Here is a 22361-nt window from a genome sequence, read left to right as displayed (position 1 = left end):
CTTTTCTGTATTAGCTCGCGCCAGCCATTCACGTTATTATTTTGATGCTTTTGGGAAAAATTTACCGTCAGGTAAGCCGTAGTTATTCGGGCATGGTTAAAACAGCCAATGATCGACCGCACAACTATTGCACGCAACAAGGCCGCCGCCAAGCCGGCGTGGACCAGCAAAAGCGTGTCGCCAGCGACGCGCCAGGCCAGCACGCGCCAGCGCCGGCGCGCGCTGTGGGTCTGTATCGGCATTATCTTAATGACATTGCTGCTGCTGCCGGTCGCCAGCGTCATGGGGCCGGTGTTCCCGTTTTTCCTGCCTTCCTACCAGACAGCGACCGTAGTCGCCTACGTCATCATCACCTATCTGATTTTTGGCCATTACCGCGCCACCAAGGAGGTCGATCTGCTGTACATCGGCGCCGGCTGCTTCTATGCCGCGGTGATCCTGATCATGCAGTTCCTCGCCATGCCCGGCGCATTCATCCCGCAGGAAGGGCTGCTGGGCGGCGCCCAGACCACCATCTGGCTGTGGTTCCTGTGGCATGCCGGCCTGGCGCTGAGCATCCTGCTGTATGCGGTCAGCCGCTGGTGGAGTCCTTCCTGGCTGGCCAGCCATCCCGAGCGCATGCCGGGCTGGCTGATCGCAGTGGTGCTGGCGGCGCTGGCGGCGAGCTTGCTGCCAGTGGTCGTATTCCATTCGGCATTGCCGAAGCTGATCGAGCACGGAAACTTCCATCGCGTCGCCACCAGCGGCCTCGGTTTCCTGCTGCAGACCCTGACCGCGCTGGCCATGCTGATCCTGTGGCGCGCCACCGGCTTCAGGGCGGTGCTGCATGTGTGGCTGGGAGTGGCCCTGGTCGCCCTGCAATGCGACAACGTGATCACCATGGCCGGCGGCAGCCAGTTCTCCATAGGCTGGTATCTGGGCCGCTGCAACGCCCTGATATCGGCCACGCTGCTGCTGCTGATCTATTTGCGCGAAATGAACCAGGTCTATCTCAAGACCGTGCAGGACGCGCGTCTGCTGGCGCTCAACAACGCCATGCTGGAAGTGCAGATGGACCAGGTGCGGCTGGATGACCTGACCGGCCTGCCCAGCCGTTCGCTGTTCCTGGAACTGGCGGAAACCTTGCGCGGCCGCGGCAGCGTCAGCCGCCAGGCGGTGGCGCTGCTGTTCATCGATCTCGATGGCTTCAAATGGATCAACGACACCCTGGGCCATGAGCGCGGCGACGACGTGCTGGTCGAGGTGGCGGCGGCGCTGCGCTCGGCGCTGCGCGACAGCGATATCGCCGGCCGCGTCGGCGGCGACGAATTCGTGGTTTGCCTGGTGGCGCCGGCCCTGTCCATCAAGGCCATTGCGACCGCGGTGGCGAGCCGCATCGTCAGCCGCGTCGCCGAGATTGGCGACGGCATCGGCTGCAGCATCGGCATCGCCCTGTGCCAGGCGGAAAACCTGGAGTGGGATGCGGCCTTGCGCCAGGCCGACGAAGCCATGTACCAGGCCAAGCGGCAGGGCAAGAGCCGTTTTACCGTGTACGGACATTCCCTGATTGACGAAGTAGCCTGAGCCGATGCGCTGCGGTTCGCAGCCGCCGGCCAGCGGCTGCGGGGTTTGTCGATGTCAATAAATCAATGTTCGATGAATTCGATTGTTGCGCCTTATATTTTCCGTTTTTCATTTGATTTCCTGTCAGCCATACTGCCTTGCATCCGCGCCAGCCATGGCTGTGATCCGAGAATCATGGAATGTTGGCGGCGCCGGCTTGTGTTCAATATTTTGAATAGTTAACTCTCAGCCAGCTCAGGAGAACAGCATGCACGCAGACATGATTTTATTGAACGGCCGTTTTCATACGGTCGACCAGTCGCAGCCGCTGGCGACGGCGGTGGCCATCCAGGATGGCAGATTCCTTGCCGTCGGCGACGCCGAAGACGTCATGCGGCATCGCGGACAGGACACGCAAGTGATCGACCTGCAAGGGCGTACGGCGATCCCCGGCCTGAACGATTCCCATATGCACCTGATCCGCGGCGGCCTCAACTACAACCTGGAGCTGCGTTGGGAAGGCGTGCCCTCGCTGGCCGATGCCTTGCGCATGCTGAAGGAACAGGCGCTGCGCACGCCGCATCCGCAATGGGTGCGCGTGGTCGGCGGCTGGACCGAATTCCAGTTCGCCGAAAAGCGCATGCCGACGCTGGAAGAAATCAACGCCGCCGCACCCGATACGCCGGTGTTCATCCTGCACCTGTACGACCGTGCCTTGCTCAACCGCGCAGCCTTGCGCGCGGTGGGCTATACCAAGGACACGCCGAATCCGCCCGGCGGCGAAATCCAGCGCGATGCCGCCGGTAATCCGACCGGCATGCTGATCGCCAGGCCGAACGCCATGATTCTCTACGCCACGCTGGCGAAAGGACCGGCGCTGCCGCGCGAGCAGCAAATCAATTCGACCCGCCAGTTCATGCGCGAGCTGAACCGCCTCGGCGTCACCAGCGCCATCGATGCCGGCGGCGGCTTCCAGAATTATCCGGAGGACTACGCCATCGTCGACCAGCTGGCGCGCGACCAGCAACTGACGATACGCATCGCCTACAACCTGTTCACCCAGCGCAAAGGGCAGGAGCTGGAGGATTTCGAGAAATGGACCGGCATGGTCAAGCCTGGCGACGGCGACGATTTCTACCGCCATAACGGCGCCGGCGAAATGCTGGTGTTTTCCGCCGCCGACTTTGAAGATTTCCTGGAGCCGCGGCCGGAGCTGGCCGCCGGCATGGAAGGCGAGCTGGAAAAAGTGGTGCGTCACCTGGTGTCGCAGCGCTGGCCGTTCCGCCTGCATGCGACCTACGACGAATCGATCAGCCGCATGCTGGATGTGTTCGAAAAAGTGAACCGTGAAATTCCTTTCGACGGCCTGCACTGGATCTTCGACCATGCCGAGACCATCACGCCGCGCAATATCGAAAGAGTGCGCGCGCTCGGCGGCGGCATCGCGATCCAGCACCGCATGGCGTTCCAGGGTGAATATTTTGCCGAGCGCTATGGCGCCGACGCCGCCAGGCACACGCCGCCGGTGGCGCGCATGCTGGAGATGGGCGTGCCGGTCGGCGCCGGCACCGACGCCACCCGGGTGGCCAGCTACAACCCGTGGACGGCGCTTTACTGGCTGGTGTCGGGACGGACCGTCGGCGGTATGCGCTTGTACGATGCGGCCGGCCAGTTATCGCGCCACACCGCGCTGGAATTGTGGACCGCCGGCAGCGCCTGGTTTTCCAGCGAGCAGGGCAAGAAAGGCCGCATCAAGCCAGGTCAGCTGGCCGACCTGGCGGTACTGTCGGCCGACTTCTTTGCGGTCGACGAAGACAGCATCAAGGCGCTGGAATCGGTGCTGACTGTGGTCGGCGGAAAAATAGTCTACGGCGCCGCAGAATTCGGTCCGCTGGCGCCGCCGCCGATACCGGTGCTGCCGGACTGGTCGCCGGTGAAAACGGTGCCGGGCCATTATCGCCAGCTGCGGCATACGCAGCAGCAGCAGCAGCAGCAGCAGCGCCAGGCCCTGCCGCATCATTGCGCCGGCGCCTGCGGCGTGCATGCCCATGCACACGATGCGGCGCGGAAATCGGCGGTGCCGGTGTCCGACTATGCCGGTTTCTGGGGCACCCTGGGCTGCAGCTGTTTTGCCTTTTGATTTTTTACAGCAAAGGATGGTCATGCCTGACATGAATAATCTCCGGACGCGGCAAAGCATTGCCTTGAGTTTCCTGGCCGGCTATGTCGATACGGTCGGCTTCATCGCCCTGTTCGGATTGTTTACCGCGCACGTCACCGGCAACTTCGTGCTGATCGGCAGCGAGCTGGCCAATCCTTCGCACGGCGTGCTGATCAAGCTGCTGGCCTTTCCTGCGTTTATCTTCGCCGTGGCGCTGACGCGCATGGCGGTGATCTGGCTGGAGCGCGGCGGCCGGGCGCCGATGTTCTATCTGCTGTTGCTGCAACTGGTTTTCCTGCTGGGCTTCATGCTGGCCGGTTATCTGGCCGAGCCGGTCACCAATTCGCGCGCACCGCTGGCGCTGCTGGCCGGCATGCTGGGCGCCGCCGGCATGGGCGTGCAGAACGCCAGCAGTCGCCTGGTGCTGCAGCATCTGACGCCGACCACCGTCATGACCGGCAATGTCACGCAGGTGATCATCGACCTGGTCGATATCCTGCGCGGCGCAGCGACCGACGAGATACGGCAGCGCTGCCGCAAGTTCTTCTGGCCTATCGTGGCGTTCGGCGCGGGCGCCATCGGCGGCGCCTTCGCCTACAAGCATCTGTTGTTTCTGGCGCTGCTGCTGCCGCTGGCGCTGCTGCTCTGGCTGAGCGTCAGGGAATATCTTTCTGAAAAGACCGGAACCGCTGCGCCATCAACTTTATAATATCCATTGATGTTTACCGCATTATTGTGAAATTGCCAATCTGGCAATCACGGCTATGGATACGAGGCGACGAAAGCGATGACCTACTTGTTTCATTTGATCGAGCAATACGGGCTGGTCATCGTCTTCTTCAATGTGCTGGCCGAGCAGCTGGGCGCGCCGGTGCCGGCCTATCCGACGCTGGTGATCACCGGCGCGCTGATGCATCGCGGCGAATACTCGGCGCCGGTGCTGCTGCTGACAGCGGTGGCGGCGGCCCTGATCGCCGATTTCTTCTGGTACATGGCGGGCCGCCGTTACGGCCGCAAGGTGCTCTCGACGCTGTGCCGCATTTCCTTGTCGCCGGACTCTTGCGTGCGCCAGACGGAATCGATCTACTCGCGCTGGGGCGCGCGCTCGCTGCTGGTCGCCAAGTTCATTCCGGGTTTCGCTTCCATCGCCAGCGCGCTGGCCGGCACGGTCGGCACCCGGCGCGCCACCTTCATTTTCTACGATGGCCTGGGGGCCGCCTTGTGGGCCGGCCTGGCGATCTATCTCGGCTCGCTGTTCAGCACGACCATCGACGATCTGCTGGGCGTGCTGACCGAACTCGGCCAGTACGGCATGATGCTGGTGGCGGCCGCCTTTGCCGTTTTTGTCGCCAGTAAATGGTGGCAGCGCTGGCGTTTCCGCCGCTCCCTGCGCATGGCGCGCATTTCGGTGGAAGAGCTGGATCAGCTGTTCAAGCAGGGCTTGACGCCGGCCATCGTCGACATACGCTCGCCGGCATCGCAGCAGACCGGGCGCATTCCCGGCGCGCTTGCCATCTCGCACAATGAAATCAATACCTTTGTGTTCGATGCGCCGATAGACCAGGAAGTGATCGTCTATTGCGCCTGCCCCAACGAAGCATCGGCGGCGCTGGTAGCCAAGCAGCTGATGCAGCGCGGCTACAAGAAGGTGCGGCCGCTGTCGGGCGGCATCGATGCCTGGATCGCCGCCGGCTACGCGATCGATTCCTGATGTTTCATGTCGTTGCGCCCATCTCTCTAACAGGAATTCCATGTTCAGAATCAGTCTCGATGCACTGCTGATCCTCGACGCCATCGACCGCCGCGGATCGTTTTCCGCTGCCGGCAGCGAGCTGCACCGGGTGCCTTCGACGATTTCCTATACCGTCTCCAAGCTGGAGCAGGACCTTGGCGTGCAAGTGTTCGAGCGGCAGGGGCCGAAGGTGGCGCTGACGCGCGCCGGCGCGGAACTGCTGAAGGAAGGCCGCTATCTGCTGAAGGCGGCGGAAGACCTGGAACACCGTGTGCGCCGGGTGGCCTCCGGCTGGGAAACCGAATTCACCATCTGCATCGATTCCCTGTTTTCCGTCAGCGCGCTGGAATCCGATATCCATGCCTTCTGCGGCGTCGCCGACAAAACCCGCCTGCGCATCGCCCGCGAATCGCTGGCCGGCACCTGGGAAGCCTTGCTGGAACGCCGCGTCGATTTGCTGATCGGCGCGCCGGGGCAGGGACCGGCCGGCGGCGGCTACGTCGCCGAACAGATGGGGACGATATCGTTCGTGTTCGCGGTGGCGCCGAACCATCCGCTGGCCAAGGTGAAGAAGGTACTGGGCAAGGCCGAGCTGCATCCCCACCGCGCCATCAGCGTCGCCGATTCGGCCCGCAAGATGCCATCGCGCACGGTGGGTTTGCTGTTCGGGCAGGATACGCTGACGGTGCCTGACATGCGCAGCAAATATGCCTTGCAGCTGGCCGGCATCGGCTTCGGCTTCCTGCCCGAGCCGTGCGCGCGCGCGGCGATCGCCTCGGGGGCCTTGATCGTCAAGCAGGTGGAGGAGCCGAAACCCGACGAAACGTTTTCGATGGCATGGCGCACCGGCGAAGAAGGCGCTGCGCTGGCTTGGTGGATGGACCGGGTGCGCTATACCGATGCCATGGCGCGCCTGGTCCGGCACATGCCCGGCGCGCCGGGACAGCCCTGAAAGCAGGCCGGCAGGCAATCGCTTCGCCGGCCCCTGTTGCCGGCCTGAAGATCAGAAGGGCAGGTCGAACAGCAGTACTTCCGCGTCTTCTGCGTGGGACAGCGTGACCAGGCTTTCGGCAGTCACTTTCACGGCATCGCCGCCTTTCAGTGTCATGCCGTTGACGTTCAGCTGTCCGCGGATCAGGTGCACGTAAGCGGTACGTCCGGCAGCCAGCGCGTGCTGCAGGGCCGGATCGCCATCCAGGATCGCTGCGTAGATAGCCGCATCCTGATGTATCAGCACCGAATTTTCGCGGCCGTCGGACGAGGCGATCAGGCGCAGCTGCCCTTGTTTTTGCGCTGCCGTGAAATGCTTTTCCTCATAGCTGGGCGCAATCCCTTTGACGTTCGGCTGGATCCAGATCTGCAGGAAATGCACGGGCGCTGTCTGCGAGTGGTTGAACTCGCTGTGGCGTACGCCGGTGCCTGCGCTCATCCTTTGCACATCGCCGTAATGCAGGACCGAACCGGTGCCCATGCTGTCCTTGTGTTCCAGCGCGCCCTCCAGCACATAGGAAATGATTTCCATGTCGCTGTGGCCGTGCGTGCCGAAGCCCTGGCCGGCCTTTACGCGGTCTTCATTGATCACCAGCAAGGGGCCGAAACCGGTGTGCAGCGGATCGTGATAATGGCCGAACGAAAATGTGTGATGCGAATTCAGCCAGCCGTGATCGGCGACGCCGCGTTCTGTGCCTTTGCGAATTTGAAGCATGGTTTTTCTCCGTCGGTTGCCGCAATTGCCGCCCGGGCCGGGTATCGGCCTGGCAGGGCAGGTGCGGTGTTGAATGAACTGGAATGCAGTATGCGCGCTGCCAAATCAAAAGAAAAACGGAAAAAATGCCGGTATATATTCGAAATTATCGATGATGACGGAAGGCCTTGATTAAAAGGGTTTTCAGCTGAGAGGGCGACTTTCTCTGACCTTTTACGAAATAGAGATAGGGAGAGGCAACGTAAAATTCGAAAATGACGGTCCGCCATCAATGTATCTCCACACCGCGTCGATATATTCAGTCGCAAAAACAACATCCGATTGTCCCTCGCCGGGCGAATAAATAGTTATTAATTGTTTTTGGCGTACGCCAATGGCTACTCAAACGCAAAGCTAACAATTCATGTCAATTGACAAATTAATTGTCAATTGCGTCATTAAATCAATGCTGATAAGTTCCTGAAATTGGCATTACCACACGACCATACTTCTCATAATTGCATCGCAACTATTTGCATGCAATTTTTCGTTTTTGTTTCTATCAACCATGCTCAGGGAAGGCCTCAATGTTCGACTCAACTCGTAGTCTCCGCGTTAAATGTGAAGCCATCCCTGAGGTCATGGGGATACCGGCCTTAGTCCCGATGAGCATCAAAGGCTACGAATCTCTCAACAGTCTCTTTCACTATAAAATCATCCTCAAAACGCCGGACGCTTTAGTCGATTTCGGTTCGGCAGCCAATTATGTGCTGAAGGATTTTGAGCGCAAAGAATTGACTGTGGAAATACAGTTAGAAGGCGCAGGAAGTTTTGTCTCAGGAATGTCCGGTAGCAGCGGTTTTTCCAATGTAGGAGCCGGTACGCGGGAGATATCCGGCATCATTACGCAAGCCACCATGCTGCGCCAGGTCGGGCGCTATGTGTTCTACGAATTCACGCTGGAGCCTTGGCTAAGATTAGCCAACAACAATGCGGATTGCCGTATTTTCCAGGATAAAACCGTCGTTGAAATTCTGGATGAGGTGCTTTCAAAATATACTTTCTCAGTCGACAAGCGGCTCTACGGCCAGTATCCGAAACGGGATTACACGACCCAATATTCAGAATCAGATTTCACTTTTTTCAGCAGACTGTGCGAGACCTGGGGAATCAATTATTTCTTCGAACACAAGGACGGCAAGCACCGCCTGGTTCTCACGGATGCCAACGCCGCCCATAAGCCGTTTGACAGCGAGGCCTATCACGTCCTGAACTACTACGGCGAAAAACCGCGCATCGACCAGGAATACATCCATACGTTTTCGCCGTCGCATCGCTTGACACCAGGTCGCTACACGTCACGCGATTACGATTACACCAGGCCGCGCAGTACGCTTGAAGTCACCGAGAGCGATCCGCGTGTTTCTGACCATAATGCCGAGGTTTATGAGTACCACGCAGATGCGCATTACGTACAGCCGCAGGCAGGTCCCCAGCGAGCGACGAATGATCCACTGGACGAGGGACAGAAAAATGCCCGCATACGCATGGATCGCTTGCTCAACAACGCTCAACGCACTCACGGCGCCGGTCATCTTCGGGCCGTAGTGCCGGGTTGTACTTTCAAGCTAGGCCGGCATCCGTCCGTCAAAGCCAACATCGACTATCTGATTATCGGTACGCGCTTTGAAATGGAAGATGTTGCGCAAGAGAGCCAGCGTCCGGGCGGCGGCTCTCAACAGTTCCGCATCAATGTCGATTTTGACGTGGTGCCATTGCGTGGTGAACAGTATCGCCCTGAAAACGTTACCCCAAAGCCGGTCATGCATATCTTGACGGCCATCGTAACGGGGCCAGAAAATGCGCCAAACTGGACTGATGATTTTGGCCGCATCAAGGTGCAATTTCAGTGGGACCGTCTCAGCCAAGGCGATCAAAATAGCAGTTGTTGGGTCAGAGTATCCAGTCCCTGGGCGGGCAATCAGTTAGGGGGCATCCATATACCTCGACCTAACCAGGAAGTGTTAATCGATTTTATTAGCGGCAATCCTGATTTGCCGATCTGCACCGGACGTGTACACAATGCCGCTAATATGCCGCCGTGGACGTTACCAAGCCAGAACGCCTTGTCCGGCTTTCGTAGCCGGGAACTGACGCCGGGCGGCGGCAATAGCGCCGCCGGGCGCAGCAATTATTTGGTAATGGACGATACCGAGGCGAAAATACAGGCACAGTTCGGAAGCAGCCATCAGCACAGTCAAATTTCGTTAGGCCACATTACACGTATCGAAGACAACGCCGGTCGAAAGGATGACCGGGGCGAAGGGCTGGAAGCGCGCACAGACGGCGCCGCGGTTGTGCGCGCCGCCAAGGGCTTACTGCTGACGACCGATGGGCGTGCCGCCGCTGTCGGCGGCATACTGAGCCGCGACGAGCTGGTCGCTTGCCTGGAACAGGCTTTGAACTATGCCAAGGGACTCGGGCAATCTGCTGCAACACACGAAGGCGGCGAACGGCACATCGAACCGCAACAACACTTGACCGAGGTCATTGATGCACTCGGCCATGGCTTCGGCAATGAAGTCAATGTCAAAGGCAAAGCACCGGCTGGACAGCCTGTGATTGCGCTCAGCTCTCCTGCCGGCATCGCCAGCGCCACGCCTAAAAATCAGACGCATTTTGCGGGTCAAAACATCGATACTGTCGCAGGTCAAAATCAACAGCATTATGCGATGGACGACATGCTCCATACCGCCGGTAAAAATATCGAGCATTTCGCTGTGGATGGCGATATTCGCCAGATTGCCAACAAGGGAAAAATCATCCATCAAGCCCAACACAACGCGATGGAATTGACTGCCGATAAGACTTTGACCGTCACATCAGTCAGCGATGGCATCGAAGTCAGAGCAGAAAAATTCATCATGATGCAGGTCGGCAGTAGTTTTATCCGAATGGAAGAAAGCCAGATCACCATAGATGCAAAAATTGTGAAAATCCAAAGCGATGCACCTAGTTTTACCGGGGCGCATGGCGCGTCGGTGGCAATGCCGAAATTCACGTTAACCAAATTGAACCAGGAACTGAAGGCGCACCACGATTCGGATAAATCAAACCGTGCCACGAAGCGCAAATTTAAGATTACCGAGAATGATGCAAGTGTGGCGAAGAACACCTCCGCGACCGACGGATTGATCCCCCCCAAATAACGATCAACTGTGCGCAGCTTGTACTCAACAATTTACGGAGATCACCATTGAAATTAATTCATCTCGCCGCAGCCGTCGCTGTTTTACAGCTCTCCGCTTGCGCATCGTCCTATTCCCCGCCAACGGCGCCGCAGTATGTACCCTATGCTGGCCCGATTGCGCCGTCGCAAGTGGTTTATCGCATTGATGAGCATCGTTATTTTGAAGTAGTGCCCTATGAAGATTCTGCTTGCGCAAATACTTGGCTTTACTACACAGATACATCCAAAGGAATACACACCAAAATCACAAGCAGCAATGGTTTGATGGAAAGTGAAAAATTCATTATTGACGCCGCGAATGATCAATATCTGGTTGCCTTGGTTAAGAATAGCAATGCAGACTGCGGTGCCGACACCAGCGACAGCCCGGCTTGCTCGAGACGTTTTCCCTACTCGACCGATGCCGGGAGAACTTGGAAATATGTTGCGCCAAAATGGTCTGGATCTAGTCCAATTGTTTTGACCGGTGACAGAGTTTTCTATGCCGATTCGACTGCCAAATTTTCTGATTTTGATAAAGGTTCTTCTGCCTGGACACGATTAGATAATGAGAGTTTCCCACAACCGCGCAAAGCACCGCTCGATACGAAATTTCATTGCATACCGAACGGAAGGGAATAAGCATGGCCGACGAACTTAGCACATTGCCGCTCCGTTTACGACCACACGCTGGCATTTCCCAATGGGTAGAATGCCGGTACAGCTACAGCGATACCAATCCTGAAACTGGCAACGGCACCGACCATGTTGCTGTCCCTGACCTGATGCCGGGAATCATTATTTTTGTACACGGCGTGAATTCGGAAGGGGAATGGTACGACGACGCTGCAAATCAATTCTGCCAAGGCTTAAATAAACGGCTCGGGCGTAAGGATTTGCAAAAGCCAGAATACATTAAAAAAACAAAGCGATTTGAACCATTCAATCCTAAAAATCCGAGCTGTTCTCCCATCATCCCGTTCTATTGGGGCTATAAACTTCAGGATGGCGATCTGGAAAAATATCCTGGCATTTATCACGAAGACGGAGACATGGCCTGGGGCGGAGGCCCGTTCCAGAACGGCACCAATAATCTAAATAGATTTTGGGAGAACGGTTTCAAAATGAAACTGCTGGCCGGTTTGACGGATCTTGACAAAACCACGAAGCGAAAATTTAAGATTACCGAGAATGATGCAAGTGTGGCGAAGAACACCTCCGCGACCGACGGATTGATCCCCTCCAAATAATGATCAACTGTGCGCAGCTTGTACTCAACAATTTACGGAGATCACCATTGAATTTAATTCATTTCGCCTCAGCCGTCGCTGTTTTACAGCTCTCCGCTTGCGCATCGTCCTATTCCCCGCCAACGGCGCCGCAGTATGTACCCTATGCTGGCCCGATTGCGCCGTCGCAAGTGGGATATCGCATTGATACACATCGTTATTTTGAATACGTGCCATTTCAAGATTCGGCATGCGCGGCTGCCTGGCTGTATTACACCGATACTGCCAAAGGGATACATACCAAAATAACCAGCACAAATGGCCTTAGAGACATTTACCCGTTTAGCATCGACGCTGCCAACGACCAGTATCTGGTAGCACCGGTTAAGAGCAGCAACGAAGATTGCGGCGCAGATACTAGCGACAGTGCAGCTTGTTCGGATCGTTTGCCTTACTCGACCGACGCCGGGCGAACATGGAAGTTCACGCCGACGATTAGACATGGGCAAAGCATTCTAGTTGGGTCTAAATTGTTTTTAGACAATAGCAGCGTTGGCATAGTCGATTTGTCTAAAGATGAGATTTTAGAGTCGGACTGGAAGTATCGTGATTTGGGCAATTTCCCTCAACCTCGAAAAGCTCCCCTCGATACGGAATTTCACTGTGTCCGCAACGGAAAGGAATAAGCATGGCCGACGAACTGAGCACACTACCGCGCCGTATGCGTCCTCACACAGGCATTTCCCAATGGGTAGAATGTCGGTACAGCTACAGCGATACCAATCCTGAAACTGGAAACGGCACAGATCATGTAGCGGTGCCGGATTTGATGCCAGGAATTATTATTTTTGTACACGGCGTAAATTCGGAAGGTGAATGGTATGAAGATGCGGCGGAAAAATTCGCAGATGGTTTAAACAAGCGATTGGGACGAAAAGACCTTGAACGACTTCGTGTCAACGACAAGATTAAACACCGATTCCTGCACACAAAGACGGATGGTACGTTGTACCGCTCTCCAATTATTCCGTTTTATTGGGGCTACAAACTCCAGGGCGGCGATCTAGAAAAATATCCTGGCATTTATCACGAAGACGGAGACATGGCCTGGGGCGGAGGCCCGTTCCAGAACGGCACCAATAATCTAAATAGATTTTGGGGGAACGGTTTCAAAATGAAACTGCTGGCCGGTTTGACGGATCTTGACAAAACCACGAAGCAAAAATTTAAGATTACCGAGAATGATGCAAGTGTGGCGAAGAACACCTCCGCGACCGACGGATTGATCCCCCCCCAAATAACGATCAACTGTGCGCAGCTTGTACTCAACAATTTACGGAGATCACCATTGAAATTAATTCATCTCGCCGCAGCCGTCGCTGTTTTACAGCTCTCCGCTTGCGCATCGTCCTATTCCCCGCCAACGGCGCCGCAGTATGTACCCTATGCTGGCCCGATTGCGCCGTCGCAAGTGGTTTATCGCATTGATGAGCATCGTTATTTTGAAGTAGTGCCCTATGAAGATTCTGCTTGCGCAAATACTTGGCTTTACTACACAGATACATCCAAAGGAATACACACCAAAATCACAAGCAGCAATGGTTTGATGGAAAGTGAAAAATTCATTATTGACGCCGCGAATGATCAATATCTGGTTGCCTTGGTTAAGAATAGCAATGAAGATTGCGGTGCCGATACCAGCGACAGTGCGGCATGCTCGAATCGCTTGCCCTATTCAACCGATGCCGGACGGACGTGGAAATACGTACCGACAGTTAGACATGGGCCCAGTACTTTAGTTGGATCTTCAATATTTTTAGGAAAAATTGACGTTGGCATGCTTGATCTATCCAAGGGAGAAATCACAAAACATGACTGGAAATATGATGACTCTAGAGAACTCTATATTCCGAAACCTCATAAAGCACCGCTCGATACGAAATTTCATTGCATACCGAACGGAAAGGAATAAGCATGGCCGACGAACTTAGCACATTGCCGCTCCGTTTACGCCCACATGCTGGCATTTCCCAATGGGTTGAATGCAGGTACAGCTACAGCGATATCAATCCACAAACCGGCAACGGAACCGACCATGTCGCAGTGCCAGACCTGATGCCTGGCACGATTATATTTGTACATGGCGTTAACTCTGAGGGTGAATGGTACGAAGCGGCGGCAAAGCAATTTGCCGATGGATTGCAAAAGCGGCTCGGGCGTAAAGATTTAGAAGCATTGGAACCTTTACGCGAAGATGAGGGGGACAAACACCGATTCAGGCACACAAGGAAAGATGGCAGCTTGTACCGCTCTCCCATCATCCCGTTTTATTGGGGTTACAAACTCCAGGACGGCGATCTGGAAAAATATCCAGGGATCTATCATGGCGACGATATGGCCTGGGGCGGTGGACCATTCCAGAACGGCACCAACAATATCAATAGATTTTGGGGAGACGGCTTCAAAAAGAAACTGCTGGGTGGTTTGAGCGATCTTGACAAGATGAATCCCGAACTGGGACGCCAATTGGAAGATGCGCCGCCACGCAGCTATATGATTCATGCTGCGCGCCGCCTCGCTAACCTGATCGATCAGATCCGCGAAGATTGCCCGAACGAACCGATTAATATCGTTGCCCATAGCCAGGGCAACATGATCACGCTATGCGCGATGCTCTTTTTAAAAGAAAGCACCCGCGCACCGGACACCCTGTTGCTAAATAATGCTCCTTATGCCTTCGACACTAAAATTACAGACTGGCTGACCAAGGATTCCAATCTCAGCGGACCAAGCGAGAATGCCCGTAAAGAAACCTTCGCCAACATCGCCAAGCGCATCGCCAAAGCAAAAGACGGCTATCCTGCGACCGAAACGACCGCGCAGGAATGTATGCGTTACGCGCCCAAAGACCTCAGAACGGTTCATATGCAATATGATCCTAACGATACGGAAGAACAGCGCAATATCTCTATTGGCAGTGGCGTCGTCAATGATAAGGGACAGAGATGGTATGAAGATGTTCTCTATTCGCGCGCCGACTTCGATCATAATCGCGGCAAGATATTCGTCAACTTCAATCCCAATGATCGGGTGATTGGCGTGTCCGCCGTGGAAGGTATCGGCTGGCGCGGCATCGCTGAAAAATATCTCAGCGAGACCAACAGCACATTCCCCAACGTCTACCAACGCCTGTTTGTGCGCAATAGCGACGGTAAAACCGTTGCTGATCCGGTGAAAGGCACAAGCGATGCCGGCATCACGCATATACCGCCGGTCGGACAAAAGAAAAACTATTGGCAACCGTTTTTTATCACGGTAGACAAAGTGCGCCAAAACATCAGCACGAGTGATGAGAACACAATACTTACTACCGGCGAGGGTGAGCCTGTAGCGACCGAGAATTCACAGTTGCGCACGCACGATGGCTACACGCCGTTTGCATTTTGGCGGGCAGCCCCGAACAATGCACACGGTTTGCCGGTGCCGGTGCAAGGCACGCCCGGTACGTACGAGCGTGTATGGATCAACGCCCCCGTCGTCCCTGAGCCTGCCATGTTGGGCGATAAATTCAATTCCAGCATGGTGCCGCTAAATGGGGTGGGTGTGGATGATGGTGGCGAACAAATGGAAGACTATCGGATCTACAAAAAATTCTACGTACCTAATCAACAGATTACGGTGCGCGGACCAGATGGGCAGATCATCAGCCGCACAGAAACCTACGATGAAGCATGCAAGCGAATCGATGCAACCGAAGGCCCCGTTCTCATCTCTCCTACAGATCATTCACGATTTTTACGGTACGGTAGTGACGAACTTGGGAAAACGAGTCATCCGGTAGCTCAAGTACTCGCCTACGATCTGTGCGTCGGTTCCGGCTATGCATTTGGTGATCACGAATATTGGAAATATCTGCTTGATCTGGCAGATTGGAAACGGTCAGATCCTTGCTATGTAAACGGTGCGCCCTATCCAGCGCCGGGGCCAATGCCGACAGGTTTGGTGACGGATTAATCATGACAACAACCAATGGCAGTCCTTTGCCAGCCTCGATAGATTCTCTCGAATTAGTTGGTGTTGGCGTCGGCGTAGAATCGTTAGGCAACCACACACAACATCCTTCTGGCAATTTATGGCAAGCGGTGAAACAAAGCAACGGTAGCTATCTGTTTTCCGATGGATTACCAAGCTATCCGAGCGGCTTTTCCCGTGCTCTCGACGCCAGCACCAAACGCAGCAAGATTGTCATTCATACTGCGCTACGTCATTTCATGGATAGCTATCCACTGCCCATTGCAGTAGCTGGCCCGTCGTCGTGCGTGGAAGATATCGACACCGAAGGCGAAGCCCAGCGCCAGGCCAACGCCCGCCGGTTTGTCACCACCGCAGCAAAGGAAGCCCATTCGGCACCAGGAAGGCTGGCGAATCTCTCGTTACAGCGCGGCCAGGTTCTTGGCTCGTATTTGAACGATGACTCCGACATGCTGTGGCAGAAGATTTTTAACAGTTTTAACCAGCATCAGGATTTGCCCGCAATGGCAGTCGCCGTCGATGACGGGGTTGTGCATCGTAGTGCGGCGCTATATGAGCAACACCGCGATCTGTTCGAGCAAGAAATCCGTTCGGCATTTGCGCCTAAGCATGCGCGCATACTCAGCGACAGCTGCACCTTGATTGCGCTGGCGTGTCGTGGCCGAATCGACTGGCTACGGCAATACGCCCCCCTGGTGCAAGACGCGATGACCATTAGTTTTGAGGGTAACGATGCAACGCGCACTCAATCCGCATTTGCGCGTTGGAAAAGCCAACCTCCTCAAAGTTTCGCGCCGACCTCATTTATCGCACAGCCGTGGACGAAATTTCAGATTGACCAGTATGACCATTTGGAAACCATGGGGCGAGTACATCGCCCGCAAGCGGTTTCCTATCTGGATGACGACGGCAACCCGGTCAAGGCCGGCGAGCGTAAAAAACGCATGGAAACAGCCGTGCGTGCCGCGCTGGCTCCAGTGGACGGCAGAATCCCTGCGCGCGTTTTCTACGACTATGACAGCGTGCGGCGCGAGCGTACCGATACAGAGCGATTTTTACCATTCTCACAAAGCCTGCGGGCCATTGATGACGAATTCGATTTGCACAACCCGGAGCGCGGTTACGACCTGGCCGCCATTTTGGGCGACACCGGCGCTGGTAGTCCGTTTGTTGCGGCGGCACTGGCGACCATGGCCGGCCTGCAATCCGGTGGCGCCACCTTGGTGGCGAACCTGCGCCGCGACGATGGCGCCACGTTGTTGCTGATTACGCCGCCAACAGTCGCCGAACGTCAACGCGATGCCGCAATTCGCCGGCCGTTCTGGCCGCGATTCGGTTTCTTTTGATAAACGACAATGCGAGGAATCTGTTATGAGCCGTTCTATTTCCTGTGAAGGCGACGCCACCAGTCACGGCGGCAAAGTCATTACGGTCAGCGGTAGCATGTCCATTGACGGTCGTCGCAATGCGCGGCGCGGTGATTGGGTGAGTTGCCCAGAGCATGGAGACAATCAAATTATCGAAGGTTGCACCATGCTCGATAACGGCATTCCGGTTGTGATACACGAATGCAAAACCGGTTGCGGCAGCGTTGTAATCGCTACTGGCCTGCCAACTATCGTCATCTGAACCATTCCTTCCATTTTCTGCCCATTCCCATGGCCAAAAAAAAGCCTGCAAAGCGGCGCGACAGTTTTGCAACAACGGACGGTATCAGTACGCCGACTATCGCGGCACAGATTGCCGTCATCGCAAAAATTGAGGCTGACGACCCCGATGCGATAGACCTTGAAATTAAAAATATCGTCCACGCGGCCAGCGAAACCAGTCAAGAAATAGAAAAGCGGCTAGTGGCTATCAAAGCCGCCAGGAACCCCCTCAAGAAAGCCGCACAACCGCTGTTACATACCTTGGCAAAAACGTATACGGCCCAGTTCAAGGGCAAGGTCGAAGTGGAAGCGTTCCGCCAGTTGTTGAAGCAAGAAGTGATTAATTTTAAGACGTTATGCACCCGGGCCAATATCAAGCGTGAACATGCCACCGTCGTCAGTTACAGCCTCTGTACCGCCTTGGACGAAGCGGCCAATAGCACCCCATGGGGCGGCGGCACGACGCCGGGCGAAATTGGCCCATGGGCATCGGACATGCTGGCAAAAACCTTCCATGGCGATATAGACGGTGGCAAGAAAGTGTTTTTGTTCATCAGGCGGTTGGCGGTACAACCCCATCAGCATGCCGATGTGCTGGAAGTCCTCTATCTGATTCTCAGTTTTGGTTTTGAAGGCGAGTACAACGCAATGAATCATGGTCGACAGCGAGTCGAAGAAATTCGTCAAGCCTTGTATCCGCTTTTTATGGCAGGGCGTGAGCCTGTACCGTCTGCGCTGTCGCCACATTGGCGCGGTGAGCCTGCCGGAAAGCTCGCCTCGCTGTATAGCATTCCGGTATGGGTAACGGTTGCTGCACTTAGTCTGGTGCTGCTGGCGCTGTTCTTTTGGTACAAATACCGGCTAACTATCATGACGAATCAGATCGAGGGCGACATGGCGGTCATCAGCCAGATGATGCCGCAGGTGGAACAACCGAAGACCGGCGAACCAACCACCGTCATTGAAAAGTGAGTATTGTCAGACTTGAGCAAGTTGCCATACGGATTCTTGAAAGTATGTTTCCTAATGGAAACTAAAATGCGAGAAAAAGCGATTTTCATTCTTGTTTGAAAAGTAGTAACTGTACCCATATCGATTGAAGGGATTGCATCAGGTGTTTTGCTCCGCGATTTTGCCTATATCTGAGCTATTGGCGAAAGGGGAGCAGTGATGAAAATTAAAATACCGCCATTCTTTATCCTGTCGTGCTGGGCGGCGGTGGCAATCGCCCCCGGCATTGCGCACGCCCAGATATATAGCGGCACGAGTGCTGCGGGGACCGTTGTTCTTTCCAATTTCAGCAGCCCTGAGGCAAGGGTGCTCTTGATCGCGCCATCGCGCGACGACCATGAAGTCCCCGCTGCTACGGCTGCGGCCGCAAAAAACACGTCCGCCATTCCCAGCGCTTTCAACGACATGATCGAGGACGCCGCCCGCAAGCATGACCTCGATCCCAATCTGCTGCACGCCATGATCAAAGTCGAATCGGGCTATAACCCGAAGGCTTTATCCGCCAAGGGCGCGCGCGGACTGATGCAGCTGATGCCCGACACCGCCCGCCGGTTTGGCGTTTCGGACGCCTTCAACCCGAAAGAAAACATTCGCGCCGGCGCCGAATACGTCCAGTGGCTGCTCAAATTGTTTCAAGGCGATGTGGAGCTCGCGCTGGCCGGCTATAACGCCGGCGAGCAAGCTGTCATCCGGGCGGGCTACCGGATTCCCAACTATGGCGAGACGCAGAAATATGTCCCGAAGGTGATGGCGCATTACAAATGAGGACAACGCCGGCAACCAACGACAGGGCGGAACGGGTCCGCCGTGGTTTTTAGCAGAGCTTACAAATGCGGGATATTGCGGTACCCGATATATTTTTCATAAGTTCATATCGAGCTGAGGATTGTTCGCCTAAACTAAATTTTAGGCGGGCATACCCTACCGGATTCTGGGGGTGTTCATCCACTGACGGATGACGCCGGATGAAGCAAAGTGGTAGGTATGAGCGAATGCCATAAAAAGTCCAAACGGAAAAGGCATTCCACAGGGAGAGCTGGCATGCTGAGCTATCGTCGTGTAAATGCGTCTTGGTTACCTGTGGCCGAACTGCGCCGCAACCATCCATGCGCCGACGTCCTGGCCGGCATCTCTGCAATCCCAGGCAACGCTGCCTTGCCGACAAGCATCCGGAGCGCCGCATCTCTGCGCGTTCTTCATCACATTCTTCATCACAGTCACCGGTCAGTACCCCTTCCCCGTTTCCTGGCGCCGCGGCTTCGATGGTAGATGCCCGGTCATCGGCAGGTAGAGCGGTCGGATAAGAAAAGCCTACAGGGAGTACGGCTATGTTGAAATTGCAGCAGGTGCTGGGTGTCATGCGAAAAATGCGCAGCGAAATCGAATTGTCGGAGCCGCAGTTCGGCGAGCTTACCGACCTGTTCGGGATATCGTCCCTCGTTATCGATAACGAAGGCGCCATTTCGAGCATCAACGATACCGCCGCCGACATGCTCGGCTTTAAAGTGCAGGAGCTGTTGGGCACCTTGCTGATGCGCCTGGTTGTGGATGGCGAAAGAGCCCTTAACCATCTGCTGCGCCAGGGGCCCAAGAGCAGCGGCTTTGAACCGTTCGACATGGTCCTGCATGGCCGCAGCGGCCGCAAGAGCGCAGTGTTCGTGGTGCCGGTTCCCATCGACCAGGTCGACGGCGCCCCCTGTTCGATCATGCTGATGCTGACGGAAAAGGCCAAGCGCCAGGCTTCGTCGCACACGCTGCAGCACTCCGAGCAGGAGCTTCAGCAGTTCGCCAATCGCCTGATTGTCGCGCATGAGGTTGAACTGAAACGCGTTTCGTCGGAGCTGCACGACGGTATCGGACAAGTACTGGCGATGATCAAGTTCATGGTCGAAGATGCGTCGCGCAGGCTGAAACAGGGCAAGGTGCAGGAAGGGGCGCACATTCTCGACGAGACCGTACAGCGCCTGCGCGACGCGATGGATGATGTCAGGCGCCTTTCCAGCGAGCTGCGGCCCAGTACGCTCGACGACCTGGGCTTGCTGCCGACCGTGGAAGGGCATTGCCGCAAATACGAGGATGCGTACGACAACATAAAGCTGGAGCGCCATCTGAACGTCGAAGAAGCAGAGATTCCAGCGCATCTCAAGTCGGAGATATTCCGCATCATCCAGGAGGCGATGAACAATGCTGCCAAGCATGCTTGCGCCTCGACCGTCGCGGTCTCGATGCTGAGCGACCACGGCAACCTGATCCTGGGCGTCCAGGATAACGGCATCGGCTTCGATGCCAAGCAATTTACCGGCGGTCACATCGGCCAGCAGGGCATCGGCTTGCGCAGCATGCGCGAGCGGGCCGAGTCCACAGGCGGATTTTTTGCGATCAAATCCTCTCCCGGCAGCGGCACGACGGTAGAGGTGCGCTGGAAGCTCCATTCGGTAGTGATGCGGGGAGCGGCCAACGGCATGCAGTCGAATTGATGAGGTCATGGCGCAGGGTAGGCCGGAGCAATGGCAATCCGCGGCCACGGTGGCAGATGAAGTAGATGGCGGCGCTCCGCGCGCATGGCGTTGGCGGAGCATGATGGAGGTCATATGTTCAGCACACAGTTATTTAGCCGCGGCATGCTTGCGCTGCTATTGCTTGCTTTTGCAGCGCCTGTATTTGCCCAGTCGTTCCGGGTGCAATGCCCGACCAGCACAGTGCTCCATCCTGCCGTTGTCACGGCAGGCGTCAGCGGAGCCATCAAATGCCAGCAGATTTCGGGCGGCGACGGCTACTCGACAATGGCCGACGGCAATCAAACCTATATGTTTTCTTTCGGCCCTTTGTCCGGCCTGGCCGATATCAGGGCCGGCAATCCCGGCACGGAGCCGGCGTCAGTGTTCAACACGGTCGGTGATCCGGTCAACGACCCGACCTTCAATGGCGCGGTCGGCCTCGCCCCTGATCCGGATTCCGTGCCCGCCGGCCAGATCACGGGTCATGTCGATCCACGGCCGATCATGGACATCGGCGTCATGAACGGCAACATCCCGGCGCCGGAGATGGCGATCGACGAGGACGACGAATTCTTCCTGACCCTGACCAACGTCGGCATGATCATGCGTCCCGACCTGTTCGAGAAGCACACCGTGCACTTCCACGGCTATCCGAATGCTTCCTCGTTCTATGACGGCGTGCCGGACGCGTCGGTGGCCATCAATATCGGCGCCAGCTTCACCTATTACTACCTGGCGCCCGATGCCGGAACCTATTTCTGGCACTGCCATATCACCCCGCCGGAACACCTGCAGATGGGGATGGTCGGCCAGATCTACGTGCGGCCGCGCCAGAACCGCGTCGCCAGCGGCACGCTGTATGCCGGCCTGGTGGGGCAGCAAGCCGATCTGCGCACCAAATGCGGCAGCGATATCCTGTGCTCGTCGCCGCTGCCGCCGGCCAATACCACCACGCACCTCAACAACAAGTCCGGTACGCCGACGCTCTACGCCTACAACGACGGCGATGGCTCGACCGCCTATGACGTCGAGTATCCGGTGCAGATCCACGGCTTCGATCCCAACTTCCACTTCGTCGGCATGACTTTCAATCCTGAGGCGTTCACCGACATGAAGGACAAGCACTTCCTGCTGAACGGACGCAGCTATCCGGATACTGTGACGCCGGGACCGATGTCCACCGAAGTGTCGGACGGCACCCAGCATTTTTCGCAGCCGCTGCCAACCATCATCAACATTCCGGTCGGCGGCAAGGCTTTGCTCAGGATTTCGGACCTCGACGTTACCGAGTTCCAGACGCTGGCCTCGCTTGGCATCCCGATGCACGTGATCGGCGTCAACGCACGCCTGCTGCGCGACCTGTCCGGCAATGACCTGACCTACAACACCAACTCGATCACGCTGGGCGGAGGCGAGTCGATCGACGTCATCCTGGACGCCAGCGACACCGTCAATCATCCGGCCGGCGCAGTCTACTACCTGTACACGCCGAACCTTGATCACCTGTCGAACGATGCTGAAAACTTTGGCGGCCTGATGACCGAGGTCCACATCTGCAATTCCGTGAACCCGACCAGCAAGTCCTGCGTCTAGG

The 22361-nt window shown here is 56.3% G+C and carries 18 protein-coding genes; 17 read left to right on the top strand and 1 reads right to left on the bottom strand.

From position 1 onward, the window contains the following. The first annotated feature begins 108 nt into the window (after window positions 1-108). The 5 genes from KHU30_RS14195 to KHU30_RS14175 all read left to right on the top strand — a co-directional run bounded on the left by KHU30_RS14195 (window position 109) and on the right by KHU30_RS14175 (window position 6387). A complete protein-coding gene (locus tag KHU30_RS14195; protein WP_211443292.1) occupies window positions 109-1563 on the top strand; it encodes a GGDEF domain-containing protein in 1455 nt (484 codons plus the stop codon). Window positions 1564-1810: 247 nt separating this feature from the next. Next, window positions 1811-3682, top strand: a complete 1872-nt coding sequence (locus tag KHU30_RS14190; protein ID WP_211443291.1) for an amidohydrolase — start codon at window positions 1811-1813, stop codon at window positions 3680-3682. A 31-nt stretch (window positions 3683-3713) separates the two neighbouring features. Beyond that, on the top strand, window positions 3714-4412 hold the full coding sequence (locus KHU30_RS14185) for a YoaK family protein (RefSeq protein ID WP_211443290.1): 699 nt from the start codon (window positions 3714-3716) through the stop codon (window positions 4410-4412). A gap of 78 nt (window positions 4413-4490) precedes the next feature. Beyond that, the gene (locus tag KHU30_RS14180; protein ID WP_211443289.1) at window positions 4491-5414 is read left to right on the top strand and encodes a DedA family protein/thiosulfate sulfurtransferase GlpE; all 924 of its coding nucleotides are present in this window, start codon (window positions 4491-4493) and stop codon (window positions 5412-5414) included. A 40-nt stretch (window positions 5415-5454) separates the two neighbouring features. Next, window positions 5455-6387, top strand: coding sequence for a LysR family transcriptional regulator (locus tag KHU30_RS14175; protein WP_211443288.1), 933 nt, complete (start codon window positions 5455-5457; stop codon window positions 6385-6387). Between the two features lie 51 nt (window positions 6388-6438). Here the strand turns inward: KHU30_RS14175 and KHU30_RS14170 are convergent, their stop codons facing one another. Further along, window positions 6439-7140: a pirin family protein gene (locus KHU30_RS14170; protein ID WP_211443287.1), complete on the bottom strand. Its 702-nt coding sequence runs from the start codon at window positions 7138-7140 to the stop codon at window positions 6439-6441. Between the two features lie 566 nt (window positions 7141-7706). Here KHU30_RS14170 and KHU30_RS14165 point away from each other — a divergent pair. The 12 genes from KHU30_RS14165 (at window position 7707) to KHU30_RS14110 (ending at window position 22360) form a co-directional block, all read left to right on the top strand. Beyond that, entirely contained in the window at window positions 7707-10328 is a 2622-nt protein-coding gene (locus KHU30_RS14165; RefSeq protein WP_211443286.1) for a type VI secretion system Vgr family protein, read from the top strand. 47 nt (window positions 10329-10375) lie between these two features. Next, entirely contained in the window at window positions 10376-10990 is a 615-nt protein-coding gene (locus KHU30_RS14160) for a T6SS immunity protein Tli3 family protein (RefSeq protein WP_211443285.1), read from the top strand. Between the two features lie 2 nt (window positions 10991-10992). After that, window positions 10993-11598 carry a T6SS effector phospholipase Tle3 domain-containing protein gene (locus KHU30_RS14155; RefSeq protein WP_211443284.1) on the top strand — a complete coding sequence of 202 codons (606 nt, stop codon included), beginning with the start codon at window positions 10993-10995 and terminating at the stop codon, window positions 11596-11598. Between the two features lie 47 nt (window positions 11599-11645). Beyond that, complete coding sequence (locus tag KHU30_RS14150) at window positions 11646-12263, top strand: T6SS immunity protein Tli3 family protein (protein WP_211443283.1); 618 nt, start codon at window positions 11646-11648, stop codon at window positions 12261-12263. Window positions 12264-12265: 2 nt separating this feature from the next. Next, window positions 12266-13549 (top strand): T6SS effector phospholipase Tle3 domain-containing protein, encoded by a 1284-nt coding sequence (locus KHU30_RS14145; RefSeq protein WP_211443282.1) that lies wholly within the window; start codon window positions 12266-12268, stop codon window positions 13547-13549. 2 nt (window positions 13550-13551) lie between these two features. Beyond that, window positions 13552-15591, top strand: a complete 2040-nt coding sequence (locus KHU30_RS14140; protein WP_211443281.1) for a T6SS effector phospholipase Tle3 domain-containing protein — start codon at window positions 13552-13554, stop codon at window positions 15589-15591. A 2-nt stretch (window positions 15592-15593) separates the two neighbouring features. Continuing rightward, entirely contained in the window at window positions 15594-16955 is a 1362-nt protein-coding gene (locus KHU30_RS14135) for a type VI lipase adapter Tla3 domain-containing protein (RefSeq protein WP_211443280.1), read from the top strand. Between the two features lie 25 nt (window positions 16956-16980). After that, on the top strand, window positions 16981-17238 hold the full coding sequence (locus KHU30_RS14130; RefSeq protein ID WP_211443279.1) for a PAAR domain-containing protein: 258 nt from the start codon (window positions 16981-16983) through the stop codon (window positions 17236-17238). A gap of 29 nt (window positions 17239-17267) precedes the next feature. Then, window positions 17268-18230, top strand: coding sequence for a type IVB secretion system protein IcmH/DotU (gene icmH, locus KHU30_RS14125; RefSeq protein WP_211443278.1), 963 nt, complete (start codon window positions 17268-17270; stop codon window positions 18228-18230). Between the two features lie 198 nt (window positions 18231-18428). Then, the gene (locus KHU30_RS14120; protein WP_211443277.1) at window positions 18429-19034 is read left to right on the top strand and encodes a lytic transglycosylase domain-containing protein; all 606 of its coding nucleotides are present in this window, start codon (window positions 18429-18431) and stop codon (window positions 19032-19034) included. Window positions 19035-19597: 563 nt separating this feature from the next. Further along, window positions 19598-20746 (top strand): sensor histidine kinase, encoded by a 1149-nt coding sequence (locus tag KHU30_RS14115; RefSeq protein WP_211443276.1) that lies wholly within the window; start codon window positions 19598-19600, stop codon window positions 20744-20746. A 114-nt stretch (window positions 20747-20860) separates the two neighbouring features. Further along, on the top strand, window positions 20861-22360 hold the full coding sequence (locus tag KHU30_RS14110) for a multicopper oxidase domain-containing protein (protein WP_211443275.1): 1500 nt from the start codon (window positions 20861-20863) through the stop codon (window positions 22358-22360). Window position 22361: the final 1 nt, after the last annotated feature.

Origin of the sequence: Collimonas humicola, from assembly GCF_018304945.1 — a bacterium.
In the GTDB taxonomy this organism is placed as follows: domain Bacteria; phylum Pseudomonadota; class Gammaproteobacteria; order Burkholderiales; family Burkholderiaceae_D; genus Collimonas; species Collimonas humicola.
This window is presented reverse-complemented; position numbering and strand designations above follow the sequence as displayed.